Raw genomic sequence first — 12,973 nt, 5'->3', positions numbered from 1 at the left:
ATGGGGCCGGCTGGTTCGGCTCCTCTTACGGTGCCAATTTCTCCAGAAGTGATAAAAGGCCTCAGCGTCCTTTGAAGGACGTTTCGGGTACCAGTGCATGAAATCTTCGGCGCCTGCCCGAGCGTTCCTGACGCAGATTCCTGCGAGGATGGTAACTTAAAGGCGAGATCTGCCTTTGGACGCGAGCGTTCGGCAACTTTGTGTCAATGTTGCCAATGATCTGAAGAGGGTTCTCGGGCCACGGCCTTCATCGTCTTTTCCGCACCAGGCTGCTCTACCGCCTTGCTGATGCAGTCGGTCATATGGCCCTCTTTCAGGAAGGATACAGTCTGGGGCAGCTCAGCAGCGCCACGATCAGTGCGCCGGTGCCAGCCAGCAGGAGCAGCATCTCCCCGGTGAAAGAGAGGGTGAAAAGGACGTTGGTCATGCAAGCTCCGGCTTCAATGGCTCCACACTGCGGAAAATGTGTCGATGTGCAGGTTCTGCGCTCTCTTGCCCGCAAAGGGGCCAGCCGCTAGGAACGGGGGCGAATACCTGCCGCCACATCTGAGCCAAAGAGGCCGCCATGCGTCTGTCGCGCTACTTTCTGCCCGTTCTGAAAGATGACCCCAAAGAGGCCCAGATCGTCTCGCACCGCTATATGCTGCGCGCGGGCATGATCAAGCAGCAGGCCGCCGGCATCTATTCCTGGCTGCCTCTGGGGTTCCGGGTGCTCAAACGCATCGAGCAGATCGTCCATGAGGAGCAGATCCGCGCCGGTCACATCCCGTTGCTGATGCCGACGCTGCAGCCCGCAGACCTGTGGCGCGAATCCGGTCGCTATGAGGCTTATGGCGCCGAGATGCTGCGCATCAAGGACCGCCATGACCGCGATATGCTTTACGGGCCGACCAATGAGGAGATGATCACCGACATCTTCCGTGCCCATGTGAACAGCTACAAAGACCTGCCACTGACGCTCTACCACATCCAGTGGAAGTTCCGCGACGAGGTTCGCCCGCGCTTCGGCGTCATGCGCGGCCGCGAATTCTACATGAAGGACGGCTATAATTTCGACGTCGACAAGGACGCCGCGCTGCATGCCTATAACCGCCATATGGTCAGCTATCTGCGCACCTATGAGCGGATGGGCCTGACCGCGATCCCGATGCGCGCCGATTCTGGCCCGATCGGCGGCGACAATACGCATGAATTCCTCGTGCTTGCGAATACCGGCGAGAGCGAGGTATTTTATGATGACCGCGTGACCCGGCTGAAACTGGGCAATCGCGAGGTCGATTATGATGATCGCACGCAGGTTGAGGGCGTCTGCAAGGAATTCACCACGCTTTATGCCCGCACCGATGAGACCCATGATGCGGGGCTTTTCGATCAGATCCCGGAGGAGCACCGCAAGGTCGGGCGCGGCATCGAGGTCGGTCAGATCTTCTACTTCGGCACCAAATATTCCGAAGCGATGGGCGCGACTGTCGTGACCAAAGACGGGACGAAAGTACCGGTCGAGATGGGCTCGCACGGGATTGGCGTCTCGCGCCTGCTGGGCGCGATCATCGAGGCCAGCCATGACGACAAGGGCATCATCTGGCCGGAAGGCGTGACGCCCTTCCCGGTCGGGATCGTGAACCTCAAGCAAGGCGATGCGGCGGCGGATGCAGCCTGCTCCAGCCTTGAAAAGGCGCTGCTCGCGAAGGGGCTGGAGCCGCTTTACGACGACCGCGACGAGCGGGCAGGGGCAAAATTCGCCACGATGGACATGATCGGCCTGCCCTGGCGGATCACCGTCGGTCCGCGCGGTCTGGCGAATGGCGTGGTCGAACTCACCTCGCGCCGCACCGGCGAAAGCGAAGAGCTGACGCCGGAGGCCGCCGTCGCCCGGATTGAAGAAATCTACGCCCCCCATCGCTGAGGGCGCGCGCGGCCCGGGTCTCTGGCCCGGGCCGTTGCCAACTGACACAGAGAAAAGGGGGAGATCATGACCGAAGATTCCCCCGATCTGCCGGCGCTGCCGCTGATCTCGCAGCGCTATCTGCTCTCGGTCCTGATCCCGTTTTACCGCGATCTGCAGGGGGAGGTCTGGCTCGGCCGGCTCTGGGCGCATGACCTGCGGGCGCATCTTGACTATATTGCCGATCTGACCGTGCTGGCGCCGGAGGTGCGGATCACCGCGCCGGGGCCGGATATGGTGCGGGTGGTGGTGCCTTCGGGACGCCGGCTGCGGTTTCGCCCTTTCGGGCGCGCGGAAGGGGGCATGCTGCGTGCAGCTTTTGCCCTGCCGGGCATGGCGCTGGCGGCCTGGCGCGCGGTGGGCGCGGCAGAGATCGTGCATTCCGGTGTGGCGGGATGGCCTGTGCCGCCGGGGCTGGTGATCAACCCGGTTGCGGTGATCCGCCGGCGCCAGCTTGTGATGGTGATCGAAAGCGCCTTCTGGCGGTTGCCGGATCCGGCCCTCGCGGGGCGCAAGGCGCGCCTGCGCGCCCGTCTGACGGAAAGCTTCGCGCGCTGGTCAATGCGCCGCGCCCGGCTTGGGGTCTATACCAGTGAAGCATATCGCGAGAGCCTGCCCGTTGGCCCGCAGGGCAGGGCACTGGTGCTGCCGGCGAGCTGGATCTCGGAGGAGATGATCCTGAGCGAAGCGCAGATGCAGGCCGCCTGGGCCGCGAAAGGGGAGGCCCCGCGCTTCCTGATCGCCTCGCGGCTGGTGGCGGAAAAGGGCATCGGGCTGTTTCTGGCAGCGCTGGAGCCGCTGGAAATGCGGGGCGTTGCCCTGGCGGTCGATGTGATCGGCGAGGGGCCGATGCGCGCGGATCTCGCGGCTTTCGCGGCGCAGGCGCGGCATGTCCGGCTCGGGCTGCTTGAGCCGGTGGAGTATGGCGCGCCCTTTATGGCGCTGCTGCGCGGCTATCATGCGGTGGTGGTGCCGACGACCGGCGATGAACAGCCGCGCATCCTGTTTGACGCCTTTTCGCAAGGTGTGCCGGTGGTGGCGACCGCGACGACCGGCAATCGCGAAGTGGTGCAGGACGGCGTGAATGGCTGCCTCGTCGCACCCGGCGCGCCGGAGGCGCTGGCGGCGGCGCTGGCGGATCTGGCGGGCGACGTAAGGGCGCTGGCCGCGATGGCCCCCGCTGCGCTGCAGACGGCGCGGGCCTATACCCATGCCACGATGCACAGGCGGCGGGCCGGGGCGCTGGCGGATCTGTTTGGCGCTGACACGACTGTAACAGCCGATCACGAGAGGCTTTCTTGACCTTTCGCGCCTCAAAGGCCACTTTCCGCGCCAATGAACGGGCACCGGCCCGGCAAGACCGAAGAAACGGGCATGAGGACCGGGCATATGGCTGAAAAGACCGCACCTTTCGCCGCTTTTGAGTGGCTGATCGCCTGGCGCTATCTGCGCGCGCGCCGTGCCGAGGGCGGGGTCTCGGTGATGACCTGGATCTCGCTGATCGGTATCACGCTCGCGGTTGCGGCGCTGATCGTGACCCTCGCCGTTCGTGCCGGGTTCCGTGAGGAATTCGTCGATACGATCCTTGGCGCCAATGCGCATGTGACGCTCTGGTCTTCGGAGCGCACCGATGAGGCCGGCGTGAAGATCCGGGGCTTCGCTGATTATGAGGCGCTCGCCGCCCGCGTGGCCGAGGTGCCGGGGGTGGAGCGTGCGGCACCGCTGATCCGGGGCCAGGTCATGGTCTCGGACGGAGAACGCAGCGTCGGCGCCGATCTTTACGGCATCTCACCCGGGGAACTGGCAAAGATCCCGCGGATCGGACTTGGCTCCGACTCCATCGGTGAAATCGACCGGTTTCCCGAAGGCATCGCGCTTGGATCGGTGCTGGCGCGTGATCTGGGTGTCATCGTCGGCGACAAGGTGCGGGTGATCACGCTGAACGGCCCCAAAACGGCAATGGGGGTCAGCCCGCGCACCAAGGCCTATGAGGTCGTCTATATCTTCACCGCCGGGCGCTACGATATCGACAAGGTGCGGATGTATATGCCTTTTGCCGAGGCGCAGAGCTTTCTGAACCGCGAGGGATTTGCCGATGAGATCGAGATCATCGTGCAAAACCCGGAAAAGGTTGACGATTATGTGCTGCCGATCCTGAATGCTGCCGGGCCGGAGGCCAATCCCTGGACCTGGCGCGATTCAGCCGGATCGTTCCTGCGCGCGCTGGATATCGAAGACAATGTGATGTTCCTGATCCTGTCGATCCTGGTTCTGATCGCGTCGCTGAACATCGTGTCGGGGCTGATCATGCTGGTGAAAAACAAGGGACGCGATATCGGCATCCTGCGCACCATGGGGCTGAGCCAGGGCTCGATCCTGCGGGTGTTTTTCATCTGCGGCGCGGTGACCGGCGTGATCGGCACCATCGCGGGCCTCGGCCTTGGCTGCCTTGTGGCGCTGAATGTCGATCAGGTCATGGCAGGGATCGCCTGGATCAATGGCAGCCCGGTCTGGGATGCCTCGGTCCGGGGGATTTATTCTCTGCCAGCGAAACTGCAGGCAAATGACGTGATCTCGGCGGTGGCGCTTGCGCTCGGCCTGTCGTTCAGCGTGACGATTTTGCCGGCGCGCCGCGCCGCCCGCATGGACCCGGTGGAGGCATTGCGCAATGAGTGAGGCATTGGTTCTCGAGGGGATCACCAAGGGCTATAACAAGGGGAAACCCTCGGAAGTCCAGGTGTTGCGCGGCGTCGATCTGTCGATCGCGAAAGGTGAGGTCGTGGCGCTGGTCGCACCTTCGGGGGCGGGGAAATCGACGCTTTTGCATATTGCGGGCCTGCTCGATACGCCGGATCAGGGCCGGGTCGTGATGGGCGGGCGCGAGATGGGCGGGCTGTCTGACAGGCTCCGGACCGAGGCGCGGCGCGGCGATGTCGGGTTTATCTACCAGTTTCATCATCTGCTGCCCGAATTCACCGCGCTGGAAAATGTTGTGATCCCGCAGCTGGCGAATGGTGTGTCGAAAACGGAAGCCTCCGCGCGGGCGCGCGATCTGCTTGAGAGGGTCGGCCTGGCAGCGCGCGCCAGCCACCGCCCTGCAGCACTTTCAGGGGGCGAGCAGCAGCGGGTGGCCTTTTGCCGCGCGCTGGCCAATGGGCCGGGGCTTTTGCTGGCGGACGAGCCGACCGGCAATCTTGACCCCGGAACCTCGGATCAGGTCTTCGGCGCGCTGATGGATCTGGTACGCGCGACCGGGATGGGGGCGCTGATCGCGACGCATAACCTTGAACTGGCCGCGCGTATGGACCGGGTGGTGCGTCTGAACCAGGGCAGGATGGGCTGAGCAGACCCCGGGCCACCGCACTACATCTCGCATTCGCCCGGAAACCCACCGGCTGACGCGGCCCGGCGCGCGCAATGGCGGTAAGTCCCGCAACCCTGGCGGCAGGTTCGGGCCACGCCTGCCTGGCCGGGGCCCGCTGTGCTGTGACAGCCAAACAGAATTTCGTGATTTTCTGCATTTTTCCCGGGCACCGGAATTGCCCTTGTCATGGAATGCGGTTCCAATAGTGCCAGCCTGCCGTGGGTTATTTTGCTGCCGGCGGGGCCAAAAACAACAGGACAATAGCACGTGGCAGGTACGACGGCAGGCGGCGCGAAGTGGAAGAAATTCATCTGGCCGGTGATCGGCCTGCTGGCAATCGGGATATCTTTCTGGTTTCTGACCCATGAGCTGAAAGATATGTCCTGGGAGGCGCTCTGGGCCGGCTTCGGGGCGATCAATTCCTGGCACTGGTTCCTGATCGTTCTCTGCACGCTGGCCTGCTATATCAATCTTGCCTTTTATGACGTGATCGCGCTGCAGCATCTGCGCAAGAAGGTGAGTTTTCCCTTTGTGGTCGGCTGCGCCCTGACCACCTATTCGCTTGCCCATACCATTGGTGCCTCTGCTTTTTCCGGCGCGGTGATCCGATACCGCGCCTATACGACCAGGGGGCTTTCGGGGCCCGAAGTGGGGGTGCTGGTCACTTTCTGCTCGCTGACCTTCAGCCTTGCCGTGATGATCGTTCTGGGTTTTGCCTTTCTCCTGACGCCGGGTCTGGGCGAGCGCGTATCCACCCATATCTCGCCGCATGTGGTGCAATGGGCGGCGCTGGTCACGCTGGCGATTGTGGTGGCGTATCTGGCCTCTTCGGCGCTTGGTCTGCCGGATCTGAAAATCCGCAATTTCCGCGTCTCTTACCCGCGGTTTTCCATTGCGCTGAAGCAGGTGACAATTGCCCCGGTGGAGCTGCTCTTTGCCGCGGGTATCCTCTATTTCGCGCTGCCTGAGGCGAACAACCCCGGATATATGGTTGTGATGGGCGTGTTCGTGGTCGGTTTCTCGCTGGCGCTGCTGTCGCATGCACCTGGCGGGATCGGGGTGTTCGAGCTGGCGGTGATCACCGGCTTGCCGGAGTTCCCGCCCGAGACGGTGCTGGCGGCGCTGCTGGTGTTCCGGCTTTTCTATCTGATGCTGCCGTTGGTTCTGGGCCTCGTGCTGGTCGCGCTGTTCGAATCCGGGCAGCTGAAGGCGAAACGCGCACTGGAAAAGGCCTCAGCCTTATCCGCCAAAGCGCGTCCATGACCGGGCGATCAGCGCCGCGTCGAAATTACGCCCGATCAGCACGATAACCCCTTCCTCGGGCTGCGGCCCGGCGAAGGTTTCGGGCAGGATCTCTGGCAGGATCTCGGGCGGCTGCATGACATGGCGTACAGATTGCAGCAGGAGCCGTCCCGTCGGCGTCCGCACCACGCCCTTGACGCGGATGACATCGCGGCTCCGCGCGAAAAGAAGCGCGGAAAGCCAGGTCGAAAGCGCCACCCAGCCGAGGACGTCATCATCGCGCGACGCTCCTCCGATCATCAGGCGGAAGGGCCGGATCGGTGTGTCTGTCCTGGCGGCTGGCAGCGTATAGGGCTGACCTGGTTCGGGCAGATCACGGGGGATCCCGAGCTCTGCCGCTTCGATCCAGGCACCGGGGTTCAGCAGCCGCAGCGTCGCGAGCAGGCGCGCGGTCTGATCCGGCGGGACCGACGCGGTTTTGGTCATTATGATGCGGTCGGCTGTCTCGGCCTGGGCGCGCGCCAGCGGCTCTTCCATGAGCTGTGACGTCCCGTGCTGCGCATCCGAGAGCACCAGTATTTCGGACAGCCGGAGCCTGCGGGCTAGCATGGGGTCTGCCGCAATGGCACTTGCGATGGCGCCTGGATCGGCGAGCCCACTGGTCTCGAGCAGGATCCCGGTCGTTTGCCCTGCGTCCCGACCGCTCACCTGATCGCAGATTTCGCGCAGCGTCGTAAGCAGGGCGTCCGAGCCTTCGCAGCAGGCGCAGCCCCCGGCGAGGACCGTAAGCCGCGCTGCCTTGCCCAGAAGCAGATTGTCTACCGGCGTTCCCGCAGCCTCGTTGACGATAATATGCTGATTGCGGAGCAATCCCCGATGCAGCTGATGGCGCAGCCAGCTGCTTTTTCCGGCCCCGAGAAAGCCGCCAAGGATGGTCAGTGGCAAAAGGCCATCGCCTTTGGCGTTCTGCCTCTGGATGGAAGCCTCAGTCATTGTTCAGCACGGTCAGCGAAAGTGGGTCGACGGGCCCTGAGGCCATACGGGCGGCTGCCGCCCAGAGGCTGTCGAGATCGGCCACAAGTTCCCTGGCGCCACCGGGTGCAAAGAGCTGCAACCCAGGGGTCACACCATCATCATAGGCCTTTAACCCCCAGGGCGCGAGCAGCCGGTTGATCGCGGCCACCCGGATGAAGCGCAGTCGCAACCTGTCGCCGGGGGTGTTGCCCCCGGCATCTGTCCAATGCCCTGGCCGGCTTGGAAAACCACAGGCGGAACACATATTGCCCCCTGTTTCAGATCACCTCTGGCCGCTTGACGCTTTCAAACGGATAGCGTTTGCGGAAGTCATCGGTGATCTGTTCAAACGTCGCCCATTCGACGCCGTCATGACCATTGATATATTCGATAAGCCGTTCCAGCATCAGCAAGACTTGCGGGCGCCCGGCCACATCCGGGTGGATGGTGAAGGCAAACACTGCATAGTCCATTTCGCGGTAGACCCAGTCAAACTGGTCGCGCCACAGCTCTTCGATATCGCGCGGGTTGACGAAGCCGTGGCTGTTGGGCGACTTCTTCATGAACATCATTGGCGGCAGATCATCGACATACCAGTTGGCTGCGATATCAACGAGGTCGATCTCGCGCCCGTGTTTCAGCGGATGCATCCAGTCTTTGGCCTGTTTCGTATAGTCGATGACATTCCATTCATCTCCGACACGTGCATAGAAGGGCTGGAAATCGCGATAGCCCTGGCTGTGGTCATAGCTGAAATTGTATTTTTGCAGCAAAGCGGCCGTCGAGTTGGACATTTCCCACCAGGGGGCCACATAGCCGCGCGGCGGGCGGCCTGTCAGTTTGTCGATCAGCTCGATGGATTTGACGAGAACATCCTCCTCTTGTTGTGGCGTCATCGCGATGGGGTTTTCATGCAGATAGCCATGGGCGCCCACCTCATGACCTGCATCCACGATCATCCGCATTTCTTTCGGAAAGGTTTCCAACGAGTGGCCGGGGATGAAAAAACTGGTCTGGAGGTCGTATTTTTTGAACAGACGCAGCAGCCGCGGGATGCCAACCTCGGTTGCAAAAATGCCGCGCTGGATGTCTGACGGGCTGTCGCCGCCGCCATAAGACCCGATCCAGCCAGCGACCGAATCAATATCGGTGCCGAAGGCGCAGTAGATTTTCTTGGCCATGTTATCCTCCTGTTAACGGATTTGCCTCAGTCTTCCAGAGGCGCACCGGCGGAATTGTTCGTGCCTTTCAGATGGTGGCTTGCGGTGGGCTCCCAGCTGGCATGGATGGTCTCGCCGACCGTGATGGGCCGTGCGAACCAGGCTTCATCGGGCAGGTAGATGATGAATTCTTCGCGCGATCCGGTATCTAGGGCGACTTTGACGAAAGTGCCCTGGTATTCGGTGTTGATGACCTTGCCGGTAAGCCCGTTTCTCGCGGGCGTATCGGGCGAGAGGTGAATACGGTCGCGGCGGACCGAGAAACGAATTTCTGCGCCCGGGGTCACTCCGGGCGCGGAGGGCAGGTCATAGCGGTGCCCATCCGCGGTGGTGACGCTTGCCGAATCGCCCGAGGTGCTTTCGACCTTGCCTGCCAGCACATTCTGACCGCCCATAAACCGGGCGACATAGGGGCTGTGCGGGTGGTTGTAGATTTCGCGCGGTGAGGCGGCCTGTTCGATCAGCCCGTGATCCATCACGACGACCTGGTCGGCCAGTGCGATGGCCTCAGGCTGGGTGTGGGTGACATGGATGAAGGTGATCCCGAGCTCGTTTTGCAGCCGTTTCAGTTCAACCCGCATCCGCAGGCGCAGGAATTCGTCAAGCGCGGAAAGCGGCTCATCCAGCAGAAGGACCTTTGGATTGGTGATCAGCGCGCGCGCCAGCGCCACCCGCTGTTGCTGTCCGCCCGACAGTTCCGAGGGCAGGCGGTCTGCGAGGTGGCCCAGTTGCACGCGGTCCAGCATCTCGCGCGCCTTCGCACGGCGGGCCTCGGTTGCCTCACCTTTCACGCGCAGCGAAAAGGCGACGTTGTCGGTCAGCGAAAGATGCGGGAAGAGGGCGTAATTCTGGAACATCAGCGCCGTGCCTCGGCTGCCGGTTTTCGCATGGGTGACGTCCTGCCCCCCAATGGAAATAGTGCCGGAGGAGGGAGCCTCATGCCCGGCAATCATGCGCAAAAGCGTGGTCTTGCCGCAGCCAGAGGGGCCGATCATGCAGCAATAAGACCCGCCTTCGATCACCAGATCAACATTATTGACCGCCTTCACCGACCCGTAAAGCTTGGTTACGCCCTTGATATCAATACGGCTTATATCAGACATGGTCAGTTTCCTCACTTCGCGCGGGCACGGCGTTTCTGGATTAGGGCGATGCCGGCGAAGGCCAGCGCGATGACCGCGAAGCTCAGCACCGAGGTTACGGTGCCGATCGCGTAAAGCGCGGGTGTGGTCACATTCGTCGTCATATTTGAGATCTCGATGGGCAGGGTATTCCTGCCGCCGACCGTCAAGAGCGAGCGCGGCATTTCATCGTAAGACAGGGTAAAGCCGAACAGGGCCACTGCGATCAGACCGGGGAACAGGATCGGCACGGTCACATAGCGCAGCGTCTGCCAGGGGGTGGCGCCGGCATCGCGGGCGGCTTCTTCCCAGGAGCTGTCGAACCGGTTCAGAACCGCGAACATGATCAACAGGCCAAAAGGCAGGGTCCAGCTCAGATGCGCACCGAGGCCCGAAAGCCACCAGTTCAGCCGGAAGCCAAGCAGCTGGAACAGCTGCGAAATCCCAAGGCCGAGCAGGATCCCCGGCACCACGAGGCTGGTGATCGCCAGGTAAAACAGTGGCCCCGCACCGATGAAGCGCTTGCGAAAGGCGAGCCCGGCGAAAAGGCAGACGACCGCGGTAATAGCCAGTGACATCGCGCCCAGAACCATCGACCGCCGGAAGGCGCCGCCAAGATCACCGTAGCGCGTCGAGGTCCAGAGGTCGTTGAACCAATGAGTCGAGACGCCGCGCAAGGGAAAGGTCAGCCCGCCCGTTGGCCCCTGGAAGCTGAGGATGAAGATCACCAGCATCGGGCCGTAAAGAAAGATTACGAAAAGCGCGAAAAACGCCGCCAGCAGGTAAAATCCGAGCCCGCGTCTTTGGGTTGCCTGTGACATTACACCCTCACTTCGCCAGTTCAGAGCGGATATCGACGATCCTCAGGATCGCCGAGACCATCAGCAACACGACCACAATCAGCAGGACCGCCATCGCGGCAGCTTCCGGGTAGAACAACTGGTCGATCTGGTTCTTCATCGCCGAGACGACCGATGCGCTTTGTCCGCCGCTCATGACACGGACGACGAAGAAGTCGCCCATCACCAGCGTGACGACAAAGATCGAGCCAAGTGCGATCCCGGTGCGAGACAGCGGCACGATCACTGTCCAGAGGATCTGCCAGCCCGAGGCACCGGCATCGCGCGCGGCCTCGATCAGGTTCGGGTTGATCTTGGCCATCGAGTTGAAGATCGGCACGATCATGAACAGGGTGAACAGATGGATATAGGTCAGGACCACGGCGAAGTCGGAATAAAGCAGGATATCAAGCGGTTGGTCGATCACTCCGGCAGAAATCAGCGCCTGGTTGAAGACGCCTTCGCGGCCCAGAAACGGGATCCAGGACACCATTCGGATGACGTTCGACGTCCAGAATGGAATCGTGCAGAGCAAGAACAAGCCGATCTGCCATTTCAGGTTCCGCACATGGAACACCAGAAAATACGAACAGGTGAAGCCGATCAGCATGGTCGCGATCAGGGTCAGCGCGGCATATTTCAGCGTGTTCAGGAACAGCGTCAGCGTGACCGGCGAGGTCAGCACCTGAGCGTAGTTGCCCCAGGTGAATTCCGGGTAGATCGTGATGCCATCGGTCTGCCAGAAGCTTAAAAGCAACACTGTGATCAGCGGAATGCCCACCATCGCCAGCATGATCAGCGCCAGCGGCGCGACCTGGAGATAGGGCGTCAGCGGCGAAGACCGCCCGGAAGAACGCGACATTGATGAACCTCGTGAGAGTGCCGGCGGGGCCATGACCCCGCCGGAAAATGGATCAGGCCGAGACGAATTCGTTCCAGCGCTGCACCATGTAGCGCTCTTCATCCATCACAGTGTTCCAGCAGGCGACATTGCCCATACGGGCCTCGAACGAGCCGCCATCGCGCACCGCGCCCGCCTTGTCCATCACCGCGCCATAAGGGTCGAGGATGTCCTCTTGCGCGGCCTGGCCTTCATACCAATAGCCCCATTCATTCGCGGTCAGCTGTTCCTTGGCCGTGGACGGCACCGAGGAATAATAGCCCTGACGCGCGATGAATGCGCCCTGCCAGCCCGAGAGATACCAGTTCAGATATTCATAGGCGGCCTCAAGTTTGATGCCTTCGAGGTGGTTCATCAGCCCCATGCCGAGGCCCCAGCCGCGATAGCCCTCTTTCAGCCCCTGATAGACGCAGGCGGTGCCGCGCGATTTCACCGCCGTCACGGCGGGCGACCACATCGACTGGATCACCACCTCGCCGCCCGCCATCAGGTTGACCGATTCGTCAAAGGTCGACCAGAAGGCCCGGAACTGACCGGCTTTCTTCAGCTCGATCAGGCGGTTGATCGTGGTGTCGATCTCTTCCTTCGTCATATTGCCCTTGTCGCCATAGGTCAGCTCGCCCAGAGCCTCCATCGCCATGGCGGCGTCCATGATGCCGATCTGCGGGATGTTCACCAGCGCGGTCTTGCCCTTGAATTCCGGGTTGAACAGCTCGCCCCAGCTTTCCACCGGGCGCCCGATCAGGTCCGGCCGGATGCCAACCGTGTCAGCATTGAAGATGGTCGGCATCGTGGTGGCGAAATCGGTCGGGCTCGCAGAAAAGGCGGTGTCGCCCGGGCCGCCGGTATACATCACCTTGACCGGTGTGGTGCCCTGCATCGACTGGGCGGAACCGTCGAAATTCTTGCCGTCCTTCATCACCGGCGTGATATCGCCCCATTTCGCGATCTTCGCCACTTCGACCGGCTGCAGCTGGCCCGAGCGCCAGACCTTCTGCATCGCCCAGAATTCCAGATCGGCAATGTCGATGGTCTCGGGCTGGTTCACCACCTTGGCCATCAGCGAGGTGCTGTCAGCGGTTTGGGGCACGATTTTGAAGCCGAGATCGGCTGAGGCTTTTTCGCAGATATCGGCGATCACCGAATAGGACGGCCCCACCTGGTTGAGCGTGATGTCCTTGATCGTCTGGGCCCAGATCATCGGCGCGCCGAGAATCCCCGAACCCACTGCCGCGCCGGCTCCGGCGGCTGAGGCTTTCATAAAGCCCCGGCGGCTGAGGCCCGGTTTCTTGCTGGTCGTCATGGTCATTCTCCCTGTTGCTGGAGG

General features: G+C 62.2%; 12 protein-coding genes. 5 read left to right on the top strand and 7 right to left on the bottom strand.

The window, feature by feature from the left end:
• Positions 1-565 precede the first annotated feature (565 nt).
• The 5 genes from proS to AC4FS3_RS08555 all read left to right on the top strand — a co-directional run bounded on the left by proS (position 566) and on the right by AC4FS3_RS08555 (position 6,572).
• Complete coding sequence (proS, locus tag AC4FS3_RS08575; protein ID WP_491020192.1) at positions 566-1,906, top strand: proline--tRNA ligase; 1,341 nt, start codon at positions 566-568, stop codon at positions 1,904-1,906.
• A gap of 66 nt (positions 1,907-1,972) precedes the next feature.
• Positions 1,973-3,247, top strand: coding sequence for a glycosyltransferase (locus tag AC4FS3_RS08570; RefSeq protein WP_491020191.1), 1,275 nt, complete (start codon positions 1,973-1,975; stop codon positions 3,245-3,247).
• Positions 3,248-3,334: 87 nt separating this feature from the next.
• Positions 3,335-4,621: a lipoprotein-releasing ABC transporter permease subunit gene (locus AC4FS3_RS08565; protein WP_491020190.1), complete on the top strand. Its 1,287-nt coding sequence runs from the start codon at positions 3,335-3,337 to the stop codon at positions 4,619-4,621.
• Positions 4,614-5,288, top strand: a complete 675-nt coding sequence (locus AC4FS3_RS08560) for an ABC transporter ATP-binding protein (RefSeq protein WP_491020189.1) — start codon at positions 4,614-4,616, stop codon at positions 5,286-5,288. The genes AC4FS3_RS08565 and AC4FS3_RS08560 overlap by 8 nt, the downstream gene beginning before the upstream one ends.
• Positions 5,289-5,576: 288 nt before the next feature.
• The gene (locus AC4FS3_RS08555; protein WP_491020188.1) at positions 5,577-6,572 is read left to right on the top strand and encodes a lysylphosphatidylglycerol synthase domain-containing protein; all 996 of its coding nucleotides are present in this window, start codon (positions 5,577-5,579) and stop codon (positions 6,570-6,572) included.
• Here AC4FS3_RS08555 and AC4FS3_RS08550 read toward each other — a convergent pair.
• From AC4FS3_RS08550 to AC4FS3_RS08520, 7 genes are all read right to left on the bottom strand, one after another.
• Complete coding sequence (locus AC4FS3_RS08550) at positions 6,549-7,544, bottom strand: CobW family GTP-binding protein (RefSeq protein ID WP_491020187.1); 996 nt, start codon at positions 7,542-7,544, stop codon at positions 6,549-6,551. The two genes, AC4FS3_RS08555 and AC4FS3_RS08550, sit on opposite strands and share 24 nt — an antisense overlap.
• A complete protein-coding gene (locus AC4FS3_RS08545) occupies positions 7,537-7,755 on the bottom strand; it encodes a hypothetical protein (RefSeq protein WP_491020186.1) in 219 nt (72 codons plus the stop codon). Before AC4FS3_RS08545 ends, AC4FS3_RS08550 begins: the two co-directional genes overlap by 8 nt.
• Positions 7,756-7,843: 88 nt before the next feature.
• Positions 7,844-8,746 (bottom strand): polysaccharide deacetylase family protein, encoded by a 903-nt coding sequence (locus AC4FS3_RS08540; protein WP_491020185.1) that lies wholly within the window; start codon positions 8,744-8,746, stop codon positions 7,844-7,846.
• Between the two features lie 26 nt (positions 8,747-8,772).
• Positions 8,773-9,888, bottom strand: coding sequence for an ABC transporter ATP-binding protein (locus AC4FS3_RS08535; RefSeq protein WP_491020184.1), 1,116 nt, complete (start codon positions 9,886-9,888; stop codon positions 8,773-8,775).
• Positions 9,889-9,899: 11 nt separating this feature from the next.
• Positions 9,900-10,727 carry an ABC transporter permease gene (locus AC4FS3_RS08530; protein WP_491020183.1) on the bottom strand — a complete coding sequence of 276 codons (828 nt, stop codon included), beginning with the start codon at positions 10,725-10,727 and terminating at the stop codon, positions 9,900-9,902.
• Positions 10,728-10,734: 7 nt separating this feature from the next.
• Positions 10,735-11,607 (bottom strand): ABC transporter permease, encoded by an 873-nt coding sequence (locus AC4FS3_RS08525; RefSeq protein ID WP_491020182.1) that lies wholly within the window; start codon positions 11,605-11,607, stop codon positions 10,735-10,737.
• Positions 11,608-11,659: 52 nt separating this feature from the next.
• The gene (locus AC4FS3_RS08520) at positions 11,660-12,949 is read right to left on the bottom strand and encodes an ABC transporter substrate-binding protein (RefSeq protein WP_491020181.1); all 1,290 of its coding nucleotides are present in this window, start codon (positions 12,947-12,949) and stop codon (positions 11,660-11,662) included.
• Positions 12,950-12,973 lie beyond the last annotated feature (24 nt).

This window comes from Pseudogemmobacter sp. TB195 (genome assembly GCF_058313095.1).
The sequence above is the reverse complement of the archived record's forward strand: the minus strand, read 5'-3'. Positions and strand labels throughout refer to the sequence as shown.